This is a genomic window from Celeribacter marinus (assembly GCF_001308265.1).
Taxonomy (GTDB): Bacteria; Pseudomonadota; Alphaproteobacteria; order Rhodobacterales; family Rhodobacteraceae; genus Celeribacter; species Celeribacter marinus.
This window is the reverse complement of sequence record NZ_CP012023.1, coordinates 2,686,176-2,710,227: the sequence shown is the minus strand read 5'-3', so window position 1 is coordinate 2,710,227 and position 24,052 is coordinate 2,686,176. Positions and strand designations below refer to the sequence as shown.

The 24,052-nt window shown below is 56.6% G+C and carries 17 protein-coding genes and 1 tRNA gene; 11 read left to right on the top strand and 7 right to left on the bottom strand.

What is annotated here, in order from left to right; translation table 11 throughout:
• Positions 1–7 precede the first annotated feature (7 nt).
• Positions 8–598, top strand: coding sequence for a TetR/AcrR family transcriptional regulator (locus IMCC12053_RS13495; RefSeq protein ID WP_062219899.1), 591 nt, complete (start codon positions 8–10; stop codon positions 596–598).
• A gap of 121 nt (positions 599–719) precedes the next feature.
• Positions 720–2,297: a bifunctional metallophosphatase/5'-nucleotidase gene (locus IMCC12053_RS13490; protein ID WP_062219897.1), complete on the top strand. Its 1,578-nt coding sequence runs from the start codon at positions 720–722 to the stop codon at positions 2,295–2,297.
• A 121-nt stretch (positions 2,298–2,418) separates the two neighbouring features.
• On the opposite strand, the gene IMCC12053_RS13485 is transcribed toward IMCC12053_RS13490, so the two are convergent.
• Positions 2,419–2,492 (bottom strand) — tRNA-Gly (locus IMCC12053_RS13485).
• Positions 2,493–2,696: 204 nt separating this feature from the next.
• Between IMCC12053_RS13485 and IMCC12053_RS13480 the strand changes: the two genes are divergently transcribed.
• Complete coding sequence (locus IMCC12053_RS13480; RefSeq protein WP_062219894.1) at positions 2,697–4,139, top strand: UbiA family prenyltransferase; 1,443 nt, start codon at positions 2,697–2,699, stop codon at positions 4,137–4,139.
• Between the two features lie 25 nt (positions 4,140–4,164).
• Here the strand turns inward: IMCC12053_RS13480 and rpe are convergent, their stop codons facing one another.
• On the bottom strand, positions 4,165–4,845 hold the full coding sequence (gene rpe / locus IMCC12053_RS13475) for a ribulose-phosphate 3-epimerase (protein WP_062221354.1): 681 nt from the start codon (positions 4,843–4,845) through the stop codon (positions 4,165–4,167).
• A 205-nt stretch (positions 4,846–5,050) separates the two neighbouring features.
• Between rpe and IMCC12053_RS13470 the strand changes: the two genes are divergently transcribed.
• The gene (locus IMCC12053_RS13470) at positions 5,051–5,983 is read left to right on the top strand and encodes a LysR family transcriptional regulator (RefSeq protein WP_062219892.1); all 933 of its coding nucleotides are present in this window, start codon (positions 5,051–5,053) and stop codon (positions 5,981–5,983) included.
• Here IMCC12053_RS13470 and uraH read toward each other — a convergent pair.
• Entirely contained in the window at positions 5,968–6,321 is a 354-nt protein-coding gene (gene uraH, locus IMCC12053_RS13465; protein WP_062219890.1) for a hydroxyisourate hydrolase, read from the bottom strand. The genes IMCC12053_RS13470 and uraH overlap by 16 nt on opposite strands.
• 165 nt (positions 6,322–6,486) lie before the next feature.
• On the opposite strand from uraH, the gene puuE reads away from it, so the two are divergent.
• From puuE to IMCC12053_RS13450, 3 genes are read left to right on the top strand one after another with little or no spacing between them, the layout of a single operon-like run.
• The gene (gene puuE, locus IMCC12053_RS13460) at positions 6,487–7,899 is read left to right on the top strand and encodes an allantoinase PuuE (RefSeq protein ID WP_062219888.1); all 1,413 of its coding nucleotides are present in this window, start codon (positions 6,487–6,489) and stop codon (positions 7,897–7,899) included.
• A complete protein-coding gene (locus IMCC12053_RS13455; protein ID WP_062219886.1) occupies positions 7,896–8,387 on the top strand; it encodes an ureidoglycolate lyase in 492 nt (163 codons plus the stop codon). The genes puuE and IMCC12053_RS13455 overlap by 4 nt, the downstream gene beginning before the upstream one ends.
• 60 nt (positions 8,388–8,447) lie before the next feature.
• Positions 8,448–9,869 carry a uracil-xanthine permease family protein gene (locus IMCC12053_RS13450; protein WP_062219884.1) on the top strand — a complete coding sequence of 474 codons (1,422 nt, stop codon included), beginning with the start codon at positions 8,448–8,450 and terminating at the stop codon, positions 9,867–9,869.
• Between the two features lie 71 nt (positions 9,870–9,940).
• Here the strand turns inward: IMCC12053_RS13450 and IMCC12053_RS13445 are convergent, their stop codons facing one another.
• Both IMCC12053_RS13445 and IMCC12053_RS13440 read right to left on the bottom strand, forming a co-directional pair.
• Positions 9,941–10,768, bottom strand: coding sequence for a bifunctional allantoicase/(S)-ureidoglycine aminohydrolase (locus tag IMCC12053_RS13445; RefSeq protein WP_062219882.1), 828 nt, complete (start codon positions 10,766–10,768; stop codon positions 9,941–9,943).
• 163 nt (positions 10,769–10,931) lie between these two features.
• Complete coding sequence (locus tag IMCC12053_RS13440) at positions 10,932–13,094, bottom strand: malate synthase G (RefSeq protein ID WP_062219880.1); 2,163 nt, start codon at positions 13,092–13,094, stop codon at positions 10,932–10,934.
• Positions 13,095–13,535: 441 nt separating this feature from the next.
• Between IMCC12053_RS13440 and IMCC12053_RS13435 the strand changes: the two genes are divergently transcribed.
• Positions 13,536–14,198, top strand: a complete 663-nt coding sequence (locus IMCC12053_RS13435) for a sugar transferase (protein WP_062219878.1) — start codon at positions 13,536–13,538, stop codon at positions 14,196–14,198.
• Positions 14,199–14,216: 18 nt separating this feature from the next.
• On the opposite strand, the gene uxuA is transcribed toward IMCC12053_RS13435, so the two are convergent.
• On the bottom strand, positions 14,217–15,410 hold the full coding sequence (uxuA, locus tag IMCC12053_RS13430) for a mannonate dehydratase (RefSeq protein ID WP_062219877.1): 1,194 nt from the start codon (positions 15,408–15,410) through the stop codon (positions 14,217–14,219).
• Between the two features lie 128 nt (positions 15,411–15,538).
• On the bottom strand, positions 15,539–16,018 hold the full coding sequence (locus IMCC12053_RS13425) for an Lrp/AsnC family transcriptional regulator (protein WP_062219876.1): 480 nt from the start codon (positions 16,016–16,018) through the stop codon (positions 15,539–15,541).
• Positions 16,019–16,143: 125 nt separating this feature from the next.
• Here IMCC12053_RS13425 and putA point away from each other — a divergent pair, with 125 nt between their 5' ends.
• From putA to IMCC12053_RS13410, 3 genes are all read left to right on the top strand, one after another.
• Positions 16,144–19,581, top strand: coding sequence for a bifunctional proline dehydrogenase/L-glutamate gamma-semialdehyde dehydrogenase PutA (gene putA, locus IMCC12053_RS13420; protein WP_062219874.1), 3,438 nt, complete (start codon positions 16,144–16,146; stop codon positions 19,579–19,581).
• A gap of 209 nt (positions 19,582–19,790) precedes the next feature.
• Positions 19,791–20,765, top strand: coding sequence for an efflux RND transporter periplasmic adaptor subunit (locus IMCC12053_RS13415; protein ID WP_062219872.1), 975 nt, complete (start codon positions 19,791–19,793; stop codon positions 20,763–20,765).
• Complete coding sequence (locus IMCC12053_RS13410) at positions 20,758–23,973, top strand: efflux RND transporter permease subunit (RefSeq protein ID WP_062219869.1); 3,216 nt, start codon at positions 20,758–20,760, stop codon at positions 23,971–23,973. The genes IMCC12053_RS13415 and IMCC12053_RS13410 overlap by 8 nt, the downstream gene beginning before the upstream one ends.
• Positions 23,974–24,052 lie beyond the last annotated feature (79 nt).

Below are 24,052 nucleotides of genomic sequence, written 5' to 3'. Positions count from 1 at the left end.
ATAGATCATGCCACCCCCATCTCCATCAGCCAAAACCGTGACGCGGCGCTCCATCGGGGCGCGCCAAAACCCCGAGGCCGAAGCGGCAATTCTATCGGCGGCGGTCACGGTTCTGACCCAAAAAGGGCCAAAGGGGCTAACGATGGATGCGGTGGCCCGCGAGGCGAAAGCGGGCAAAGCTACGATTTATCGGTGGTGGCCGACCCGTGGCGCGCTGTTGGTTGCCGTTTATAATCGGATCAAGGGTGACCACCGCCATGCCGATACCGGCCGTTTTGAGAGTGATTTGGCGACATTTTTTGACTACGTGTTTGCGTTTTGGCGCGGCGATGCTGGGCGTGTGTTCGCTCTTATCATTGCTGAGGCTCAAAGTGATGCGGATGTCGCACTTGCGCTTGACGCCTATCGTTTAGAACGGATTGCGGCATGGAAAGAGGTCATCGCTCGGGCGCAAAAGCGCGGCGAAGTCCGTGCAAACGTTGTGCCAGATGTGCTGGCCAATAGCATCATTGCGGTGGCGTGGTATCATTTGATCACGGGTCGCCTTGATGTCGGGGGCGCGCAATTGGCCGCTCCGATTGCGGCTGGCTGGGCTTAGGACAAATTGCTGCCCGTCATATAGGCGTTACACCGCGTCTTTAGCGCTAATGTTGACAGATCCTTTGACTCTTTGATCAAGTGTTTGCAGCATCGAGATGTAACTCAACAGGGGGGCAGTTATGCTCAAGAAGATTCTCACAACGACTGCGGCAATGTCGCTATGCGCGGGCGCAGCCTACGCTGATTATTCGCTGACGGTTTTGCACACCAATGATTTTCATGCGCGGTTTGAACCGATCTCAAAATACGATTCGGGCTGTTCGTCCGAGGACAACACCGAGGGCAAATGCTTTGGCGGCTCCGCGCGTCTCGTCACCGCTATTGAGGACGCGCGTTCGCGCACTAATAACTCCATCTTGGTGGATGGCGGTGATCAGTTCCAAGGCACGCTGTTCTACACCTACTACAAAGGTAAACTTGCGGCCGAGATGATGAACAAAATGGGCTATGACGCCATGACAGTGGGCAACCACGAGTTTGACGATGGTCCCGAAGTTCTACGTGGGTTCATGGATGCGCTCGATTTCCCTGTGTTGATGTCCAATGCCGATTTTTCGGGTGAGGCATTTCTTGCGGATAAGCTGCTGAAATCGACGATCATTGAACGTGGTGGTGAGAAGCTTGGCCTCATCGGTCTCACGCCGCAAAACACCGACGAACTCGCCTCCCCTGGTCCTAACGTGATTTTCACCGATCCGTCCGAGGCTGTTCAAGGCGAAGTAGATAAACTCACCGCCGAGGGCGTGAACAAGATCATCGTGCTGTCCCACTCGGGCTACCGCGTCGATCAAATCGTGGCGGCTAATACCACGGGCGTCGACATCATTGTGGGTGGCCACACCAACACCTTGTTGTCCAACAGCAACGAGCGCGCCGAGGGTCCATATCCAACTATGGTTGGCTCTACCGCGATCGTTTCGGCCTATGCCTATGGTAAATTCCTTGGGGAATTGAACGTGACGTTTGATGATGACGGCAACGTGACCGAAGCATCCGGTGAGCCGCTCATTATGGACGCGGCAGTGACCGAGGACGAGACCACCGTTGCGCGTATTGCCGAAGCCGCAGTGCCGCTTGATGAAATCCGTAACAAGGTCGTCGCACAAACCGCCGAAGCTATCGATGGCTCGCGTGACGTGTGTCGCCACATGGAATGCCAGATGGGCAACCTTGTTGCCGATGCGATGTTGGACCGTGTCAAAGATCAGGGTATTCATGTTGCACTTGCCAACTCTGGTGGCTTGCGCGCCTCTATTGATGCCGGTGACGTGACACAGGGCGAAGTGCTCACAGTGCTGCCGTTCCAGAACACGCTGTCGACTTTCTTCGTCGATGGCGCGATGCTAAAGGCCGCGCTTGAAAACGGGATGGGTCAATTTGACAATCCTGAGGATGATGGACGTTTTCCACAGGTTGCGGGCATGACGTTCACCGTCGAGAGTGGCAATGCCACGGGTGAACGTGTGGTCGAGGTGATGATTGATATGGACGGCACATGGGAGCCGCTCGATATGTCCAAAACCTACGGCGTTGTTTCCAACAACTACGTGCGCAATGGCGGTGACGGCTATAAAATGTTCCGTGAGGCCAGCAACGTCTATGACTTTGGTCCCGATTTGGCCGATGTGACTGCGGAGTTCATCGCGGCAAACGCCCCATACACGCCCTACACAGATGGCCGTATCACGGTAAAATAAAAGGGTGTTTTGACCCTCATGAAAGCCCTCGCCAGTGTGCGGGGGCTTTTTCTATTTAGAGCGCCGCACGCGACATAACGATCGCTATAAGCGTAACATATTTTGTTTTTTCAGGGATTTTTGGAGCGGGTGACGGGAATCGAACCCGTGTCATCAGCTTGGAAGGCTGAGGTCTTACCATTACACAACACCCGCTCGGGTGAGAGTGGAATTAGGGCATCGCGCCGCGAGGGTCAAGACGGATTGCGTGACTCAATTGCCCCGACTGCCCATCTTTGTGACCTTAAATCTTCGCAGGCCTTGCCAAAAAGCTGCAACCCGTTGGATATGTGAGGTTGAAACACAAACCAAAGTATCGTCCCGCATGGGTTTGGGGCGCAGTTGAGGTGCATCGTGAGTATGACAACAGACGCAAACGAGACCAAAGGTGCGGTTCTGGCCGTCGATTTGGACGGTACTTTGTTGCAGTCGGACATGCTGCACGAAACCTTTTGGAATGCCGCCTCGCACGACTGGAGCGCTGCAATCCGCGCCATCCGAACGTTGAAGTCAGGCAAAGCCGCACTCAAACGCGATCTCGCAACACGGGCATCTGTGGATGTGACCACGCTGCCCTATAATTGCGAGGTGCTCGATTACATTGCCAAATGGCGCGATGGCGGTGGGGTGGTCGTGCTTGTAACCGCAACGGATCAAATCCTAGCGGATCAAATTGCCACACATTTGGGCGTGTTCGATGCGGTGTATGGGTCAGATGGCGATCGAAATCTCAAAGGGCAAATCAAGGCGGAGTTCCTCGTGGATCGCTACGGGGAACGCGGGTTTGCCTATGTCGGGGACCATGCGGCCGATCTTGATGTGTGGGCGCATGCGGCGCGCGCCATATCGGTCAACGCGTCCGAGGCCTTGCGTGCGCAGGTGTCCGCGCTAGGCATTGAGGTTGAGCATCTAGGCACCGCACATATTGACCGCAAACCCTATATCAAAGCACTGCGCCCGCACCAATGGCTCAAAAACATTTTGGTGTTTGTGCCGCTGCTACTGGCGCACCATTTGGATGTCGTCTCATTTGTGCGCGCTCTTATGGCCTTTGTCGCGTTCTCTTTGGTGGCCTCGTCGGTTTATGTGCTCAACGATTTACTCGATCTCAACGCGGACCGGGCGCATGCACGCAAGTGCAAGCGTCCCTTTGCGGCGGGGACCGTCCCGATTGCGCATGGCACGGCAATGGCGGGCGTTTTGTTGGGCGTGGGGGCGGTGCTTTCGGTGGCGCTTGGTCCGATCTTCTTGTTCGTTATGCTGAGCTATTATGCCATGACCACCGCCTATTCGTTCTATTTCAAACGCCGCGCCGTGATCGATGTCTCGGTTTTATCGGGCCTTTATACCTTGCGCATCATCGCGGGGGGCGTGGCCGTTGGTGTGCCGCTATCAATGTGGCTTCTCGCGTTTTCGGTGTTCTTTTTCTTTGCCTTGGCGGCGGTCAAACGTCAGGCGGAATTGGTGGACAACATCAACGCTGGAAAAGTGCAAGCCGAGGGGCGTGGATATCGCAATGAGGACGCCGAAGTGATTTCGCAAATGGCGCTTGGTACGGGGTATGTTTCGATCCTCGTCCTCGCCCTTTATATGAATTCGCCAGACGTAGCGTTGCTCTATTCCAACCCGCCGGCGCTTTGGGGAATTTGTCTGATTTTGTTGTTCTGGATCAGTCGTATTGTATTGCTGACACATCGCGGCGAGATGCATGATGATCCGATTGTCTTTGCGGTGCGCGACCGCATTAGCCGTTTGTGCGGCATGATGGTTGTGGGTTTTGCGGTTCTTGGCGCGGTCATGTAACCGCGCCAATTTCCATGCGGCGCGCTTAGCCCTGTGCGGCCGCGCGGATCGCCTTGATGTTGTCGCCGTAGACGGATGGCATGTCGACCGATCCACCGCGAAATACGGCTGACCCAGCCACAAGAACGTCTGCGCCCGCCGCGGCAACGAGGGGTGCTGTTGTCGTGTCAACGCCACCGTCAATTTCAATATGAACCTCACGGTCACCAATCATCGCGCGCAGCGTGCGAATTTTGTCTGTCATGTCGATAAACTTTTGACCTCCGAATCCGGGGTTCACGGTCATCACGCAAATGAGGTCAGTGAGATCGAGAAGGTGTTCAACCGCGTGCGCAGGCGTGCCAGGGTTGAGAGCGACGCCCGCTTTCATACCTGCGCCTCGGATTGCTTGTAGGGTGCGATGCGTGTGCGGACCCGCCTCGATATGGGCCGTCAGGATGTCGGCGCCTGCGTCAGCGTAGGCGTCGATGTAGGCGTCCACGGGCGAGATCATGAGGTGCACATCCATCACCGTTTTGACGTGCGGGCGAAACGCTTTTACGGCGGGCGGCCCGAATGTCAGGTTTGGAACAAAATGACCGTCCATCACATCGATGTGGACCCAATCGGCACCTTGCGCCTCGATGGCTTGGATTTCTGCGCCAAAGTTGGCGAAATCAGCGGATAGAATAGAGGGTGCGATTTTGATCGAGCGGTTGAATGTCATGGTGTTTTCCTCACGGTCATATGTGGCGTTGCGCGCCAAAACAGGTAGGCTCTTGTGTCCCGCATCTGTGTGCGCGGCGCAAGGGTCCACAATGCCACAACTTAGGGCACGTGTTGCGCACGACGCGATGACAAACGGCGCTAGAATGTCGTGAGTATTCGTATATTATAGCAATATACGCCACAGCATCAAAAAAAACAAAACAATGTCATATCTCGATAACATCCGCACGTTTGTGCGCGTCTATGAATTGGGCAGTATGTCCGCCGCAGGGCGTGATTTGCGCATTTCGCCCGCAGTCACATCATCGCGTATCTCTCAATTGGAGGTGCATTTGAGCGTGCGTTTGTTTCAGCGGACCACACGAAGCCTCACGGCGACCGAACATGGTCGGGCCTTTTATGGCGGAGCCTGTGAGATCCTTGAGGCGGTTGAAAACGCCGAGGCGCAGGTGGTCAATATCACCGAAAACCCAAAGGGACCATTGTATGTGGCGGCCCCGCTCGGGGTTGGGCGCCGTCTGATCGCGCCGCTGATTGCAGAGTTTTTGCGGGCCTATCCTGAGGTGAATATCCGGCTGCGCCTGACCGATCGCACCGTGGATCTCACGACCGAGGGGCTTGATCTGGCATTCTTTCTTGGACAGCCTGAGGATAGTAATCTGCGCATCCGCAAAATCGCGGATATTGAACGTATTTTGTGCGCATCTCCCGCATATATAGAGGCACATGGAAATCCTGCATCGGGTGACGAGTTGATTGCGGACAAGCATGAGTGCTTAAATCTGCGTTTTCCGGGGGCTACGGAGTTTCAATGGCGGTTAATGACGCCATCGGGGCCAAAACGGTTTCGCGTCGAGGGGCGATATGAATCGGACGATGGCGATGTCTTGACGGATTGGGCGTTGGCGGGGAACGGAATTGCGCTCAAGCCGATCTTCGAAATTATTGACCACCTCAAAGAGGGACGTTTGATCCCTGTGGCAACAAAAACGCCACCCGAAGCAATTCAGATGGCGTGTCTGTATACGCATCGCAGACGTCAGGATCCAAAAACGCGATTGTTCATGGAATTTGTCATCGAGCGGATCGGTGCGGCTGTCCGCGACAGCTCGATCACGGCTCAGCTGCCGCGATAGGTCGAATACCCGAACGGTGAAAGCAGCAGCGGGACGTGATAATGCGAGGCCTCGGACATGCCAAAGCGTAGCGGGATCACATCGAGAAAGCGTGGCTCTTCGGGCGGCGTGCCGATCGCATCGAGGTAGGCCCCCGCATGGAATACCAACTCGTACACACCTGTTTCAAAGGCGCTCGCGGGTAAAATTTGCTCGTCCGTGCGCCCGTCCGCGTTCGTCACAAGGGTCTTGAGCAGCGAGCGCGTCTCGCCGTCCATTTTGTAGAGGTCAATTTTCAAGCCGCTTGCGGGGCAACCGCGCGCCGTATCAAGCACGTGAGTCGTCAAATATCCGGACATAGAATGCCTATCCTTTAGGTTTGCAGGTGCACAGTTGCACAATAATAACCAGAGTGTACGACAATGCGCAAAAGCCCGAAGCAAAAGGCTCCTTATGATTTTTTTTGAAAATGGAATGAATTATTTAGGTTACTAATATTCATATTCTATGGAGGAATACTGTCTGTGCATCGCTACCCTCGTGATATGACCGGATACGGCGCTACGCCGCCCAACGCAAATTGGCCCAATGGCGCTAAAATCGCCGTTCAAATCGTCCTCAATTATGAGGAGGGCGGCGAAAACAATATCTTGCATGGCGATGCCGCGTCCGAGGCATTTTTGTCCGAAATTACCGGCGCGCAACCGTGGCAGGGTCAGCGGCACTGGAATATGGAATCGATCTACGAATACGGATCACGCGCAGGGTTCTGGCGCGTTCATCGGATGTTGGCTGATCTTCCTGTGACGGTGTACGGCGTGGCTACCGCGTTGGCGCGCGCGCCCGAACAGGTTGCCGCAATGAAAGCCGCGCAATGGGAAATTGCTAGCCACGGCCTAAAGTGGGTCGAGCACAAGGATATGTCCGAGGACGATGAGCGCGCGCAGATCGCCGAGGCTATTCGTCTGCATACCGAAGTCGTGGGCGAGCCGCCGCGCGGATGGTACACGGGGCGATGTTCGAACAATACGGTGCGTCTTGCCGCCGAAACCGGTCAATTTGCATATGTTGCCGATAGCTATGCCGACGATCTGCCGTATTGGATGGAATTCGGGGATACGGATCAGTTGATCGTGCCCTACACGATGGATTGCAACGACATGCGGTTTGCCATTCAGGCGGGCTACACCAACGGTGCTCAATTTGAATCCTACCTCAAAGATAGCTTTGATGAGCTCTACGCAGAAGGTGAAGCAGGCGCGCCCAAAGTGCTTTCGATTGGGTTGCATTGTCGCCTGATCGGTCGCCCGGGGCGTGCTGCCGCTCTGCGCCGTGTGTTGGATTATTTCAAATCTCATGAGGGCGTTTGGTTCGCCACGCGTCTTGACGTGGCCGAGCATTGGGCCAAAGAGCACCCCCATGTGCGGTTTGCGCGTCCGTCCGAAATGGACCGCGAGACGTTTGTGGCGCAATTTGGCGGCGTGTTCGAGCATAGCTCGTGGATTGCCGAGGGCGCGCATGCGGGCGAGCTTGGACCAACCGATGATACCGCCACTGGAGTGCATCAAGCGCTCGCGCGGGTGTTCCGCGCCGCCACTGAGGAGCAACGCCTTGGTGTGTTGACCGCGCACCCTGATCTGGCCGGAAAACTTGCCGCAGCCAAACGCCTCACGGCGGACTCCACGGCGGAACAGGCTGCTGTTGGTCTCGATGCACTGACCGATGCCGAACGCCAGACCTTTACGGCGCTCAACGACGCCTACACCGCGAAATTCGGATTTCCGTTCATCATTGCGGTACGCGACAATACTAAGGCGTCGATTATGGAGGCGTTCGAACGGCGCATCGAAAACGACCGCGATACCGAGTTTGCACAGGCCTGCAAACAGGTCGAACGCATCGCGCAATTGCGATTGATCGAGAAGTTTTCGCAATGAGCACACCACTTCGCCTTGAGCCGTTGACTGCCGATGAATTTGCGCCCTTTGGCGATGTTCTGGATACGGCGGGCGCGCCTGACAAGATGATCAACGCGGGGATGTGTGGTCGGTATCACGATCGTGCTACGCTTGATTTTGGTGATGGCAAAGCGGGCATTAGCCTGTTCGATGCCCAAGCGCGCACGTTTCCAATCATACTCGACATGATGGAGCGCCACCCTGAGGGCAGTCAGGCATTCGTGCCTATGAGCTACACAGGGTTTGTGGTGATCGTCGCGTCAGACGAGGACGGGCGTCCGGCAAGCCCGCGCGCCTTTTTGTCCCAAGCGGGGCAAGGGATCAATTTCCACCGCGGAACATGGCATGGTGTTTTGACGCCGATCCATGCGCCCGGATTATTTGCCGTTATCGACCGCATTGGCGATGGCGCGAATTTGGAAGAGCACTGGTTTGAAACGCCGTTTACGATTGAAGGCACAACATAAAAGACAAAGACGCCAAATCCACCACAAAGGGGGAATGGCAAACTCAGGAGAGGGACGACAATGACTGACACTTCAATAGGGACACCGGAGCAACTCCGCGACCCGAACTATACCCCCCCAATGATCAAGGCGGTGCCACTGGGCATTCAACACGTCTTGGCCATGTTCGTATCCAACGTGACACCGGCGATCATCGTATGTGGTGCGGCGGGTTTCGGGTTCGGCTCAAACAGCGCTGACTTTCCACAGATGATCTACATGATCCAGATGTCGATGTTCTTTGCAGGCATCGCCACTTTGTTCCAGACCATCGGATTTGGTCCCGTGGGCGCACGCCTTCCGATCGTTCAGGGAACATCCTTTGCGTTCATTCCGATCATGATCCCGCTTGTCGCGGGCAAGGGCGTTGATGCGATTGCCGTGTTGATGGGCGGTATTTTGGTTGGCGGTCTGTTCCACGCCGTGCTTGGCCTGTTTATCGGCAAAATCCGTTTTGCGCTCCCGCCGTTGGTCACGGGGTTGGTCGTTACCATGATCGGCCTCGCGCTTGTAAAGGTTGGCGTTCAATATGCTGCGGGTGGCGTCCCTGCGATTGGCACACCTGAATACGGATCTGGTGTGAACTGGCTGATGGCCAGCACGGTGATCATCGTCACTTTGGGTCTGAAATTCTTTGCGCGCGGCATGTTGTCCGTGTCTGCGGTTTTGATTGGCCTTTTGGTCGGCTACGCTTTGGCGTTCATGTTGGGTCAGGTCAATCTTGGCAATATCGGCCGTGCGGCAAGCTTTGCTCTGCCGAACCCGCTGCATTTTGGTCTCGAGTTCTCGGTCGCGGCGATCATCGGCTTTTGCGCGATGTCGTTTGTGTCTGCGGTTGAAACCGTGGGCGATGTATCGGGCATCACCAAAGGCGGCGCAGGTCGCGAAGCCACAGACAAAGAAATCCAAGGTGCGACATTCGCAGATGGATTTGGCACCGCGATTTCGGGTCTGTTCGGCGCACTGCCAAACACGTCTTTCAGCCAAAACGTTGGTTTGATCGCGATGACGGGTGTTATGAGCCGTGGGGTTGTGACCATTGGCGCGATCTTCCTCATAGTATGTGGCCTTGTGCCCAAAGTTGGCGCGATTATCTCGTCGATCCCAATCGAGGTTCTCGGCGGCGGTGTGATCGTGATGTTCGGCATGGTTGTTGCCGCGGGTATTTCGATGCTGTCCGATGTGAGCTGGAACCGTCGCAACATGGTGATCTTTGCGATTGCTCTGTCGTTGGGTCTGGGTCTGCAATTGGAGCCTGATGCGCTGCAATACTTGCCCGGCACACTGAAAATTCTCGCCACAAGCGGCATTCTACCCGCCGCTGTTATCGCGATTGTTCTCAACTTGATCTTGCCAGAAGAGCTGTCTGATGAAGCAACCGAAGAAGTTTCGGGCGGTATGTCTGGTCACGGCGAAGGGTCGCTTGGCTCCAAGTCCAAGTAATCTAAATCTATAACTCAAAGAAAAGGCCCAGTCGCGAGACTGGGCCTTTTTTGATGTGCTGTGTGCCGCTGTTATGAAAAGGGGCGCAGCTTCATGTGACGATTGACGTCTTTGTAGAGCAGGTAGCGGAATGGTCCCGGGCCGCCCGAGTAGCACGCTTGCGGGCAGAACGCGCGCAGCCACATGTAGTCGCCCGCCTCAACCTCAACCCAGTCATTGTTCAACCGGTAGACCGCTTTGCCTTGTAGGACATAAAGGCCGTGTTCCATCACATGGGTTTCCAGAAATGGAATGACCGCACCGGGTTCAAAGGTCACTACCGTCACATGCATGTCGTGGCGCAAGTCAGTCGGATCGACAAAGCGCGTTGTGGCCCACTTGCCATCAGTGTCAGGCATGACCGTTGGCGCGACATCTTTTTCGTTTGTGATGATGACCTCAGGCATGTCCAGACCGTCAACCGCCTCATACGCTTTGCGGATCCAGTGAAACCGTAACATGTCGTCGGTTTTGTTGTGCAGCGTCCAGTTGGTGTTCGGCGGCAGGTAGGCATAGCCGCCCTCATTCAAAATGTGCTCTTTCCCGTCGACGGTCAGGGTTGCGTGTCCCTCAACCACGAACAACACGCCTTGGGCGGCGGGGTCCAACTCGGGGCGCTCGGAGCCGCCATTTGGGGACACTTCCATGATGTACTGCGAAAAGGTTTCGGCAAAACCGCTAAGAGGGCGTGAGAGCACCCAAAGCCGTGTCTTGTCCCAAAACGGCAGGAAACTTGTCACGATATCGCGCATCGTTCCTTTGGGAATGACCGCGTAGGCATCTGTGAAAATGGCACGATCCGTGAGGAGCTGCTCTTGGCTTGGATGCCCCCCCGTTGGGGCGTAGTATTTGGCTGACATAAAAGCTCCTAATCGCTCTTGGGTTTAGGTCTAATATGGAAGTGGGGCAGGTGGCTTACCACCCGTAATCGCGGGATATCACTTGTTCAAATCATTTGAAAATGACGCAAAGTGATCCGGCTGTTTGTAAAATTTGGGCGGGGATTATCCCCGCCCAAATCCTTTACTGTGCTTTGAGTTCGAGGCGGCGCACATGGAGCACCGGCTCGGTATAGCCAGAGGGCTGTTCGCGCCCTTTGAACACCAGATCACATGCCGCTTGAAACGCGATCCCATCGAGGGCGGGCGTCATCGGAGTGTAGCTTGGGTCGTTTTCGTTTTGACGATCTACAACTGCGGCCATCTTTTTCATAATGTCCATCACTTGCGCGTGTGAGGCCACGTTGTGGTGTAGCCAGTTGGCGATGTGTTGCGCCGAAATACGGCAGGTTGCGCGATCTTCCATCAGGCCGACATCGTTGATGTCTGGCACTTTGGAACAGCCCACGCCCTGATTGATCCACCGCACCACATATCCAAGGATGCCCTGTGCGTTGTTTTCAATCTCGCGGGTGATCTGGTCTTTGGTCCAGCGGCGGTATTGTGCGATAGGAATATCCAAAACAGCATCTACATGAGCGCGACGACCGCCCTTGGCCAACTTGTCTTGCACGGCGAATACGTCCACTTGGTGGTAGTGAAGTGCGTGCAACGTGGCCGCAGTCGGGCTTGGCACCCACGCACAATTTGCCCCTGATTTCGGGTGTGCAATTTTGGCACTTAGCATATCCGCCATCTTGTCAGGAACGGCCCACATCCCTTTGCCAATCTGGGCCTTCCCCGACAGGCCGCATTCCAGACCGATATCAACGTTTTGGTCTTCGTAGGCGGTGATCCATCCCTTGCGCTTGATGAAATCCTTGCGGCTAAACGGGCCTGCTTCCATTGACGTGTGAATTTCGTCGCCTGTGCGGTCGAGAAAGCCAGTGTTGATAAAGGCAACGCGGGATTTGGCGGCGCGGATGCACTCCTTGAGGTTCACACTGGTGCGGCGTTCCTCGTCCATGATCCCGAGTTTGACCGTATACTGGGGCAGGCCAAGCACGCGTTCGACATGAGAGAAAATCTGATCGGCAAAGGCGACCTCTTCGGGGCCATGCATCTTGGGTTTCACGACATAGACCGAGCCATGGGTTGAGTTGCGTAGCCCATCGGTCTTTTTGAGGTCGTGCATGGCGATCAACGATGTGATCATCGCGTCCATCAGCCCCTCGAAAATCTCGCGACCCTCACGGTCCAAAATTGCGGGGTTGGTCATCAGGTGGCCCACGTTGCGCACCAACAAAAGAGCGCGGCCTTTTAGGGCTGCCGGCGTCCCGTCACGGCCAGTGTAGGTATGATCGGCGTTGAGCGCGCGGGTGACGGATTTGCCGCCCTTTTCAAAGGTCTCGGATAGATCACCCTTCATCAGGCCAAGCCAGTTGCGATAGGCGACAATCTTGTCTTCGGCATCGACGCAAGCCACTGAATCCTCACAGTCGATGATCGCGGATATCGCGGATTCAAGGCGTACATCGGCCAAGCCAGATGGGGTGGTTTTGCCAATCGGATGCGCGCGGTCGAACACCAGTTCGACGTGAAGCCCGTGGTTGCACAAGACAACAGATGACGGGTCAGCGGCGTCACCTGTGAAGCCTACGAATTTGTCGGGATCAACAAGCGGGGAGCCATCAATAATGAGCGCACCATCAATCACGGCGTACTGTTGGGCCTTACCGTGGCTTGTGCCTGTGATGGTAAATGCCTCGTCCAAAAAGACGCCTGCGCGAGCAACAACGCGCGCGCCGCGCCCTTGGTCGAATGGGCCAGGCTTTGGTAGCGACCCCATTGCGTCCGTGCCGTAGAACCCATCGTAAAGGCTGCCCCAACGTGCGTTGGCGGCGTTCAAGACAAAGCGGGCATTGGTGATGGGAACGACAAGTTGCGGACCGGCGATGGTTGCAATCTCGGGGTCGACATTTGCCGTCTCGATCTTGAAATCTTCCCCTTCCTCAAGAAGGTATCCGATATCACTCAAAAAGGCTTTGTAGGCGGTTTCATCATGCGCCATCCCGCGCCGCGCGATGTGCCATTGGTCGATCTGGCGTTGTAGGTCTTCGCGTTTCTCAAGCAGGCTGCGGTTTGTGTCGCCAAACTCATGTACCAATGCGGACAGGCCCGACCAAAACGCATCAGCCGCAACACCCGTTTCGGGGAGAGCTTCGGCTTCGATAAAGCGGGCAAGATCAGTGTTCACTTGCAATCCGTGGCGGGTTTCAAGGTTGGTCTGGGCGGTGTCACTGGTCATGGGCGTCTCACATCTGGAAGTTACTGGATTACATCGAATGGCCCGTCAAAGGGCGATGAGGCATACGTGGCGTTGCGTCAAAGTATAGCATCTGCACCCACCCCGCGTCAGCCGCCATTCGCGAAAACGGCACCAACGGCGTGGCGAAGGAGTTTCAATAAAGTCCGAACAATGAGGGTGGTTGTATTTTGAAATACGCAAATAGGGACGCCCGAAGTCGTCTAATTGGGGCGGCATTTCGGTGTGTAGTGTGCTGAATGCGCCGAGTGCGGGCGGTTTGCGCATTTTTGTACCTGCATCGGATTTAGTGAAATACACGTTATGATTGCGTTAACTGTAAATTGCGCGCTATGGTTGTGTTTCCAAGTGTGTCTGGGATGTTCATCGGGTCATCTCTCCGCGCATTTTTCGAGTTTGATGACCAGGAGTGGCGAGGGCCTTATGACATTTTTTAACGAACCTGTTGCTGTACATCGCCGTATGACCAGATCGCTTTACCGACTGGGTGGAAAGCGTCTCTTTGATATTTTATTTGTTATTGTGATAGCGCCAATCGTGGTGCCGCTGGTTATTCTATTCGCGCTTATTGTGCGCCGAGATAGCGGTCCTGCATTCTTTTCCCAGACCCGCGTTGGCAAGGGCGGCGTTCCGTTTACCTGCTATAAACTGCGTACGATGGTTGTGGACGCAGAGCATGTTTTGGCGGCGCATTGTGCTGGTGATCCGTTGGTACGTGCACAGTGGGAGGCCTATCAAAAGCTGACCGATGATCCACGCATCACGTGTTTTGGGCGGATTTTGCGGGCGACCTCTCTTGACGAGTTGCCGCAGTTCTGGAACGTCCTGCGCGGTGACATGAGCCTGATCGGCCCGCGCCCGTTTACAGTTGACCAAGAGCCGCTTTATTCCAATAGTCGCGCGAGCGCCTATTATCGGCTGCGTCCGGGAATTTCAGGGGCATGGCAGGTGTCGTCCCGCAATTCCGTTACCTTCGCCGAACGGCTGGCGTTTGACGAAGAGTATGATGCTACGTTGTCTGTCTCGGAGGATCTAAAAGTGCTCCTCAAGACGGTGGCCGTGGTTCTGCGCCATCAGGGACAGTGATGGTGCTGTGTCCATCGTTTAGGTAAACGTGACCTGTGAATGGCTCAGCGCCGCAATGATACCGCGTATTTCGGCCAGCCCACGGAGCCGCCCGATAAGTGGGTAACCCGGGTGTGTGCCCGATCCGATGTCCGACAAAAGTTCATGGCCATGATCGGGGCGCCACGGAATGTTGGTGTCTGACCGGCCGATGTCTTTGCGGCGGCTCTCTTCGGCCAAAAGGGCAGCGATGAGTGCAACCATATCGGTGTCGCCCTCGAGGTGTGCCGCCTCTTCGAACGACCCGTCCGCGTCTTTGCGCACGTTGCGCAAGTGGATGAAATGGATGCGCTCGGCAAAGCGGCGCGCAATCGCTGGAATGTCATTCGCGGGGTTGGCCCCCAGCGATCCGGCACAGAGGGTCAATCCGTTTTCAACTGCGTCTTGTTGGTCGAAAATCCACGCGATGTCCTCGGCGTTCGACACAACGCGGGGCAGGCCGAATATGTCGCGCGGCGGGTCATCAGGGTGGACGCAAAACGACATGCCGAGATCTTGGGCGGCAGGAATAACCTCCGCAAGAAAACGAGCGTAATTGGCGCGAATGTCATCGCGTCCCATGCCGGAGTAAAGCGTCAAAGCGTGCTTTAGGGCAGGCACGTCATAGCGGTCGTATGCGCCGGGGAGGCCCGCCATTACCGCATTGATCAAGGCTTCGCGATCATCAGCGGTTGAGGCATCGAACCACACTTTTGCGCGCGCTTTCACATCGTCGCTAAAGTCGGCCTCGGCACCATCGCGCTCTAGCATATGCAATTCTAGTGCGGCAATTTGTGCCTGTTCAAATCGCAGGCTCGTCCCGCCATTGGGTAACGGATTGGCAAGCGCGGTCCGCGTCCAGTCGATCAGCGGCATAAAGTTGTAGCAAATCGTTGTAATGCCTTCGGCCGCAAGATTGGCCATGCTTTGACGGTAGTTGGCAAACAGGCCAGACAGGTCGCCCTCCCCACGTTTGATGCGCTCGTGAATTGGAAGGCTTTCTACCACGTTCCAAACCTGTCCGTGGCGGGCATCCGCGATCAACGATTTGCGCGCGGCAATGGCCGCGCGCGTCCAGACTTCGCCATACGGGATTTCGTGCAAAGAGGTGACGATTCCACCTGCGCCAGTTTGTGCGATTTGGGACAACGCAATTTTGTCCAATGGACCGTACCAACGCCAGCTTTCTTGCATGTCTCGTCTCCGTTTGAGGGGCGGCGTTCTCGCGCGACGTGGTGGGCGCGGCCGGTTGTCTCACGGCTTATCATGCGTCAGAGGCGAGTTCTAGTATGTTAGTTAAAAATCGTGTGATGATCGATGTGCTACGATGTGATGGTTGAAATGGGCGGATTGGTTTGTTCGACAACCGTTTCCATCGCCACATAGGTCGAGGTGGAGACCACGTGGGGCAGGGCTGAAATCCGTTGCCCCATCACGGCGCGGTAGGCCTCGATATTGGTGGTCCGCACCTTAAGGAGATAGTCGTAGCCCCCCGCGATCATATGGCATTCGGCAATTTCGGGGACGAGTTTTGCGGCAGCATTGAAATCGCGTAGGGACTTTTCGCGGGTATCTGCCAACTTGACCTCAACAAAGGCGACGTGGCTTAACCCCAACTGTGTGGTGGAGAGAACGGCGCGGTAGCCAGTTATGATCCCATCATCCTCTAAACGTTTGATCCGCGCGGCAACTGGCGTTTTAGACAGGCCGACGCGCACACTTAATTGCGTGATTGGCATCCGTGCGTCCGTGGTCAACAGATCGAGAATCTTGCGATCAAAGCTATCGAGTACACTTTTCATTTGGACTGCCCTTTGGGTAAATTTTAGTCGACTTGACTGCAATGTGTACCTCAATAGGTCATATGGTGCGAGTCAAAACCACTATAATGGGGCCGAATGCTTTCCCTCAAATTTGGTGGTCCCTCATGAACGCTGCACTCATCTCTACGGCTTTGTCCGATCACCTGACTTTTGATAAATGCCGCCCCGAGGGGGAGGTGCTGGATGCGCTAATTGCGCAAGCAGCCCTCTGTGCACCTGTGCGCGCCGCGATTTCCGCGCGTGCTGCGGGTCTTATCACACGCATCCGCAAAGAATCTGCGCCGACACTGATGGAGCATTTCTTGGCGGAGTACGGTCTATCCACGCGCGAAGGTGTGGCGTTGATGTGTTTGGCAGAGGCCATGTTGCGCGTGCCCGATCGCGAGACGATGGACGAGTTGATCGAAGATAAAATTGCGCCGTCCGATTGGAGCCGCCACCTTGGTGCGGCGTCCTCCCCGATGGTGAATGCGTCGACATGGGCGTTGATGCTCACGGGGCGCGTTCTTGATGATGAAAAGCCGGGGTTGGCGGGGACGCTGCGTGGCGCTATAAAGCGATTGGGCGAACCTGTTATTCGCACAGCTGTGTCGCGGGCGATGAAAGAAATGGGTCGGCAGTTCGTGCTGGGTCAATCTATTGACGCAGCATTGGACCGCGCCGCTCGCCAAGAGGCCAAGGGCTACACCTACAGCTACGATATGTTGGGCGAGGCGGCGATGACGGCGGGTGACGCGGCGCGTTATGCCAAGGCCTATGGAGCTGCGATGACGCAGATCGCGGCCCGTTGTGACAAAGGATCGGTCCGCGACAATCCGGGTATCTCGATTAAGTTGTCCGCTCTGCATCCACGCTACGAAGTGGCCAAAGAGGACCGCGTTATGGCGGAACTCGTCCCCATTGTGCGGGACTTGGCGCGTCAGGCCCGTGCGGCCAACATGGGGTTTAACATTGATGCCGAGGAACAAGATCGTCTGGTCTTGTCCCTAAAAGTCATTCATGCGGTTTTGGCCGACCCTGAACTGGCAGGTTGGGACGGGTTTGGCGTTGTGGTTCAGGCCTATGGCCGGCGCGCCGGTGCCGTCATTCACTGGCTGAATGACACCGCGATTGCACTCGATCGCAAGCTCATGGTGCGTCTGGTCAAGGGGGCCTATTGGGACACCGAGATGAAGCACGCCCAAGTCGAAGGGCACGCCGATTTCCCGTTGTTCACCACCAAATGCGCCACTGATGTCAGCTACATCGCGAATGCCAAGACCCTCTTGGGATATGCTGATCGCCTGTACCCGCAGTTTGCCACGCACAATGCGCATACGGTTGCGGCGATTTTGGAATTGGCGGACGGGCAGGCCTATGAGTTCCAGCGACTGCACGGCATGGGTGAGCGGTTGCACGACATTGTGTTGCGCGATGAGGCCGCACGTTGTCGCATTTATGCACCCGTAGGGGCGCACCGCGATCTGCTCGCCTATCTTGTGCGGCGCTTGTTGGAAAATGGGGCCAACTCGTCGTTCGTCAACCAGATTGTCGATGAGGATGTCTCTCCCGAAGAGGTGGCGCGTGATCCGTTTGCGCAATTGGAGGAGCATCATGCGCATAGCGGCCTTGTTGCGCCGCATGCTTTGTTTGGGAGTGAGCGTGAAAACTCTCGCGGGTTCGATTTGACCGATGAGGCCACATTGGCCGAGATCAATGTGGCGCGTGCCTCTGCTGTTTTACCGCAAGCCGCACCACGATGTGCGGTTGAGGTCCATGACACGCCGCGCGATGTGATTAACCCCGCAACGGGCGCGCGCATCGGCACGGCGATTGATGCGAATTCTGATACTGTCGCATCGGCACTGGCGGCGGCAATGCCGTGGTCTGCGCCTGTGGCACAGCGCGCGGATGCACTACGCCGCGCGGCAGATTTATATGAGGCGGAATTTGGCGCGATCTTTGCCGCTCTGGCAGTGGAAGCGGGTAAATCCTTGTCGGATGCCGTGGGCGAACTGCGCGAGGCGGTCGACTTTTTGCGCTATTACGCAGCGCAAGCGGAGGGATTGGGCGATGTAAAACCGCTGGGCTGCGTTGTGGCGATTTCGCCTTGGAATTTCCCACTGGCGATCTTTACAGGTCAGATCGCGGCAGCTCTCGCCGCGGGCAATTCGGTGTTGGCCAAACCGGCCGAGCAAACGCCGATCATTGCCACAATGGCGGTGGATTTGTTGCACAAGGCGGGAGTGCCACGTGAGGCGCTTCAACTCTTGATTGGCGATGGCGCAACCGTGGGCGCGGCGCTTACGCGTGATGCGCGCGTAAACGGTGTGGTCTTTACCGGCTCGACCGAGACCGCGTTGCGCATTCGCACGTCCATGGCGCAACACCTGTCGCCAGATGCGCCGTTGATTGCCGAAACGGGCGGACTAAACGCTATGATCGTCGATAGCACCGCGTTGCCGGAACAAGCCGCGCGTGACATCGTGGCCTCGGCGTTCCAGTCCGCAGGTCAGCGGTGTTCGGCGTTACGCTGTTTGTATGTCCAAGAGGATATTGCCCCCGCTTTGATCACAATGATCAAGGGGGCTATGGACGAGTTGGCCGTTGGAGATCCGTGGGATCTATCGACAGATATCGGCCCCGTGATTGATGCCGCTGCATGCGACCAAATCAACGCCTATATAGAGGCTGCAATCAAGGGCGGGCAGTTGCTCTACCGGACCTTGCCGCCAAAAGACGGCACATTTGTTGCCCCCTGCCTGATCAAAGTTGACGGAATTAGCGATCTGGACCGTGAGGTGTTTGGTCCCGTCCTTCATGTCGCGACATTCAAGGCAACAGATCTTGATGGTGTGATCGACGACATCAATGCGCGAGGGTACGGTCTTACCTTTGGCCTTCACACCCGTATTGACAGCCGTGTGCAAGAGATCGCGGACAAGGTCCATGTGGGCAATGTCTATGTGAACCGCAACCAAATTGGTGCGGTTGTCGGCTCGCAACCGTTCGGGGGTGAGGGCTTGTCAGGAACCGGTCCAAAAGCGGGCGGCCCGCTATATCTGACGCGCTTTTGCGCGGGGCAGGCGCGTACGGCCTCAGGGGTGTGGACCTGTGATGATGATATCGCGGACCTTCAGCGGTTGGTCGATGATGCCCGCGCAACCGTGCATGCGATGCCGCGTCACGCTGTGGCTATGCCCGGTCCAACGGGTGAGGCCAATAGGTTGACCACATTGCCGCGCGGTCCGATCCTTTGTCTTGGACCAACGCAAGCCGGCGTTAACGAACAGGCCGCCGAGGTCGAGCGACTGGGCGGCATCGCGGTCCGTGCGCGTGGTCATATACCATCCAGTGTTTTGGAAACGCTCGGTGGTATTGCGGGGGTGATTTATTGGGGCGACGATGGTCAAGATTACACACAAGCGCTAGCACGCCGCGCGGGTGCGATTGTGCCATTGATCCCCTGTATGCCAGACACGGGACATGTGATGCATGAGAGGCACCTGTGTGTGGATACCACCGCAGCGGGCGGCAACGTGGCGCTTATCGCAGGCGGCTAATCGCGCCCGCGCGGTGAGGTGCGCCTATCCCGAGTGTATCTCGAAATTGATCTCAACGCGCATTCCTAGTGGGGTGCGCGTTTTGCATGTCGTACATGTGACTTCGTCACAGACCCGCCCTAGCGATTGGAGCTAAACAGGTGTGCGGTCCGCGTTGCGCGGGCCAAGCATATCCACATGTGCGCCCCAAATCGCGAAAGGAATTTACGATGAGGCTGATGATGATAGCGGCAACGATTGGTTTGTGGCCCCTGATGGGCATGGCCGATACTGTGATCACCTCGTCTCGCGTGACCGAGTGGAAGGCCGTCTATGGCCGCATTGAGGCGCGTGATCTGGTTCCGGCCCGCGCCCGTATCGGCGGCACATTGACCGAGCTTGCCATTTCTGAAGGCGACCTTGTCGAGGCGGGACAAGTTATTGGACAAGTGTTTGATCAAAAGCTTGAATTTCAACTGCGCGCGATTGATGCACAGATCACCGCGTTGCAGACGCAGCTTGATAACGCACGGGTGGAATTGACGCGCGGTGAGAGCCTTCTTGAGCGGGGCGTGACCACGGTTCAACGTCTAGACGCTCTGCGCACGCAAGTCGGCGTGTTGGAGGGGCAGATTGCGGCCACGAGCGCACAGCGTAGCGTTGTCGAACAACAAACAGCCGAGGGGGCGGTGCTCGCACCTGCTGCTGGTCGCGTGCTCAACGTGCCAGTGACAAAAGGGGCGGTTGTCATGCCCGGCGAAGCGATTTCTACGATTGGTGGCGGCGGGTTTTACCTGCGCCTTGCGATCCCCGAGCGCCATGCACAGGCTTTGGTCACTGGGGCATCCATCGTGATTGATAGTGCGGGCCAGCCCGCGAGCGGCACGTTGGTGCGCCTGTATCCACAGATCGAAAACGGGCGCGTGATTGCCGATGTCGAGGTCGATGGGCTATCCTCCGCCTTTGTTGATGCGCGCGTGTTGGTGCGCATCCCAGTCGGGCAAAGAGACGCAATCACTGTGCCAGTTGAGGCGCTCATCACGCGCTCGGGCATGGATTTTGTGCCTGTGCGCGACAATGGCGATGACGTTGTATTGCGCGCTGTTGTACCGGGTGATGTGTCCGGCGGGGTGGTCGAAATTGTGACCGGTCTCAATGTGGGCGATGTCATCGTCCCTGCGGATGGGGAGTGTTGCAATGAGTAGCTCTGAGCCAAAAACATGGAAACTCGGGCTTGCTGGTGCGTTAACGCGCGCGTTTATCAGCTCTCCTTTGACGCCTCTTTTGATCATCGTCGCCCTTGCTGTGGGTTTGGTGGCCCAAGGCAGCTTGCCGCGTGAGGAAGAGCCGCAAATCTCTGTCCCGCTTGTGGATATCCACATTCAGGCCCCGGGCCTGAAAGCGCCCGATGCCGTGCGCCTCGTCACTGAGCCGATGGAAACCATCGTCAAGGGGATCAGCGGCGTCGAGCATGTCTATTCCCAGACATCAGATGACTATTCGATGGTCACCGCCCGCTTTGTGGTTGGCACCTCCGCCGATGCCGCGATTTTGCGTGTCCATGACAAAGTGCGCGCTAATATTGACCGTATCCCTGTGGGCATCCCCGAGCCGCTTATTGTCGGGCGCGGCATTGATGATGTGGCGATTGTGTCGCTGACCCTATCGCCCAAAGCGGGCCACTATGAGATCACGGCCAACGAGTTGACCCGTATTGCGCGTGAACTGCGCGGCGAGATTGCGAAAATCTCCGATGTCGGCCTATCCTATATCGTTGGCGAAGCACCTGAAGCGATCCGTGTGCGTCCCGATCCAGAGCGCCTTGCGCTTTACGGGGTGACGCTGCAACAGCTTGCCGGAAAAGTGCAATCGGCAAACACATCCATGAACACCGGCCCGCTACGTGATAGTGGCCAGATGATTGATCTGGTGGTCGGTGAAACTCTGACCTCGCCCGCCGAAATTGGCAGTCTTTTGGTCACCACCCGCGATGCGCGCCCCGTCTATGTGAGCGATGTGGCGGATGTGGAGTTTGTCTCCAACACCTCCGATCAAATCGTGGCGTCGGTCACCAAAGAGGATGGTGTTGTCACCCGCATGCCCGCAGTGACATTGGCCGTGGCCAAGCGTGCGGGATCGAACGCAGTGATCCAAGCCGAAGAGATTTTGCACAAGGTCCACATGGCAGAAGGCTCGATTATACCCGACACAATCCACGTTGAGATCACCCGCGATTATGGCGAGACAGCGGACGAGAAAGCCAACGAATTGTTGTTCCACCTTGGTCTAGCTACCGTCTCGATCATCGGTTTGGTGCTCATCGCGATCGGGTGGCGCGAGTCCATCGTGGTGGCCATTGTGATCCCCGTGACAATCCTGCTGACGCTGTTTGCCTCGTGGGTCATGGGGTACACGCTCAACCGCGTGTCGTTGTTTGCACTGATTTTCTCTATCGGGATTTTGGTCGATGACGCGATTGTGGTGATTGAAAACATCGCCCGCCATTGGGGGATGAAAGACAGCCGCGACCGCAAAACCGCCGCCATTGATGCCGTGGCCGAGGTGGGTAACCCCACGATTGTGGCGACATTGACCGTGGTTGTGGCGCTGTTGCCGATGCTGTTCGTGTCCGGCCTGATGGGACCGTATATGTCGCCGATTCCTGCCAATGCCTCTGCTGCGATGATCTTTTCGTTCTTTGTCGCGGTGATGATCACCCCGTGGTTGATGTTCAAAATCGCCGGCAATGCGCCTGCGCATGCGGGCGGCCATGGCGATAGTGGCGCTGATCATGGCGGTGCGTTGGGCCGTGTTTACGCCAAAGTGGCCAAGCCGATCCTTGCCTCCAAAGGGCGCTCAGGTCTGTTTTTGATCATCACGGCGGTGCTGTCGTTCGGGTCGCTCACCGCGATCTATACCAAGGACGTGACCGTTAAATTGCTGCCGTTTGACAATAAATCGGAACTGTCTGTGGTGATCGACATGCCCGAGGGCACGTCCGTGGAGCAAACCGATGCGGTGGCGCAATCCATCGCGCGTTTGGTGGTGGACCTGCCCGAGGTTGTGTCGGCGCAGACCCACGCGGGGACCGCCGCCCCGTTCAACTTTAACGGCTTGGTGCGGCATTACTATTTACGCGAACGGGCCAATATGGGTGACGTTCAGATCAACCTGACGGCCAAACACGACCGTGAGCGCACGAGCCACGAGCTTGCTTTGATCATCCGTGCGATGGTCGCGCAACTGGACGTGCCTGTGGGGACAAATATCAAAACGGTTGAGCCGCCCCCCGGACCGCCCGTGATGGCAACTTTGTTGGCCGAGGTCTACGGGCCGACCGCTGATGCGCGCCGTGCGACCGCAACCAAAATACACGCGGCCTTTGAGGCGGTGCCGTTTGTTGTCGATGTCGATGACAGTTTTGGCACACAGCCGCGCCGTTTGCGAGCCACTGTGAATACGGACGATCTGGAGTTTTTCCAAGTTCAAGAACAAGACGTGTTTGACACAATGGGTATTTTGAACGGCGGGGCCACGGTCGGCTATTCACATCGCGGTATGGGGCGGCATCCGATCCCCATCGTGGTCGAGCGCGCCAAAGGCGACCGTGTGATGGATGAGGCGTTTTTGTCGACGCCGATCCCCGCCAACGTCCTGCCCGGTGCGCGTGGCGTGGTTGAGCTTGGGGATGTCATCGACGTGCGCGAAGAGGCCGTGTCGTTCCCAATTTTTCGCCGCAACGGGCGCTTTGCCGAAATGGTCACGGCCGAACTTGCGGGGGACTATGAGGCACCGATTTACGGGATGTTTGCGGTGTCGGACGCGCTTGATGCGATGGAGTGGGAGGAGGGTGAAAAGCCCGTGATTTCCTACTACGGTCAACCCGATGACGAAAGCCATCCGACGCTGTTGTGGGATGGGGAATGGGAAGTGACCTATGTCACCTTCCGCGATATGGGCGCGGCTTTTGCCATCGCGTTGTTGGGGATTTACATCCTCGTGGTGGCGCAATTCGGCTCGTTCCGTTTGCCCCTCGTGGTGCTAACACCGATCCCGCTGACGTTCCTTGGGATCATCTTTGGCCACTGGTTGCTTGGGGCGCCATTCTCGGCCACCTCGATGATCGGCTTTATCGCGCTTGCGGGGATTATCGTGCGCAATTCGATCCTGCTTGTCGATTTTATCCGCAACGCAGATGAGAGCGTGGACAAGGTGCAAATCCTGATCGACGCGGGTGCGATCCGGTTCAAACCGATCTTGCTGACCGCGATTGCCGCGATGATCGGGGCCGTGGTGATCCTTGCCGATCCGATTTTCCAAGGGCTTGCAATCTCGCTTTTGTTCGGTCTTTTGACCTCTACCTTGCTCACAGTTTTGGTGATCCCCGCGATCTACCGCGTGTTCAAAACCTGATCGTTTCATTACACGAGATTCGGATACGCCCCCGCGTCACATTTGATGCGGGGGCGTTTTTATGTCCGTCAGATTGACT

Coding starts and splice junctions, on each gene's coding strand:
- IMCC12053_RS13495 (WP_062219899.1), top strand. CDS start 8: ATGCCACCCCCATCTCCATCAGCCAAAACCGTGACGCGGCGCTCCATC.
- IMCC12053_RS13490 (WP_062219897.1), top strand. CDS start 720: ATGCTCAAGAAGATTCTCACAACGACTGCGGCAATGTCGCTATGCGCG.
- IMCC12053_RS13480 (WP_062219894.1), top strand. CDS start 2,697: ATGACAACAGACGCAAACGAGACCAAAGGTGCGGTTCTGGCCGTCGAT.
- rpe (WP_062221354.1), bottom strand. CDS start 4,845: ATGACATTCAACCGCTCGATCAAAATCGCACCCTCTATTCTATCCGCT.
- IMCC12053_RS13470 (WP_062219892.1), top strand. CDS start 5,051: ATGTCATATCTCGATAACATCCGCACGTTTGTGCGCGTCTATGAATTG.
- uraH (WP_062219890.1), bottom strand. CDS start 6,321: ATGTCCGGATATTTGACGACTCACGTGCTTGATACGGCGCGCGGTTGC.
- IMCC12053_RS13455 (WP_062219886.1), top strand. CDS start 7,896: ATGAGCACACCACTTCGCCTTGAGCCGTTGACTGCCGATGAATTTGCG.
- IMCC12053_RS13450 (WP_062219884.1), top strand. CDS start 8,448: ATGACTGACACTTCAATAGGGACACCGGAGCAACTCCGCGACCCGAAC.
- IMCC12053_RS13445 (WP_062219882.1), bottom strand. CDS start 10,768: ATGTCAGCCAAATACTACGCCCCAACGGGGGGGCATCCAAGCCAAGAG.
- IMCC12053_RS13440 (WP_062219880.1), bottom strand. CDS start 13,094: ATGACCAGTGACACCGCCCAGACCAACCTTGAAACCCGCCACGGATTG.
- IMCC12053_RS13435 (WP_062219878.1), top strand. CDS start 13,536: ATGACATTTTTTAACGAACCTGTTGCTGTACATCGCCGTATGACCAGA.
- uxuA (WP_062219877.1), bottom strand. CDS start 15,410: ATGCAAGAAAGCTGGCGTTGGTACGGTCCATTGGACAAAATTGCGTTG.
- IMCC12053_RS13425 (WP_062219876.1), bottom strand. CDS start 16,018: ATGAAAAGTGTACTCGATAGCTTTGATCGCAAGATTCTCGATCTGTTG.
- putA (WP_062219874.1), top strand. CDS start 16,144: ATGAACGCTGCACTCATCTCTACGGCTTTGTCCGATCACCTGACTTTT.
- IMCC12053_RS13415 (WP_062219872.1), top strand. CDS start 19,791: ATGAGGCTGATGATGATAGCGGCAACGATTGGTTTGTGGCCCCTGATG.
- IMCC12053_RS13410 (WP_062219869.1), top strand. CDS start 20,758: ATGAGTAGCTCTGAGCCAAAAACATGGAAACTCGGGCTTGCTGGTGCG.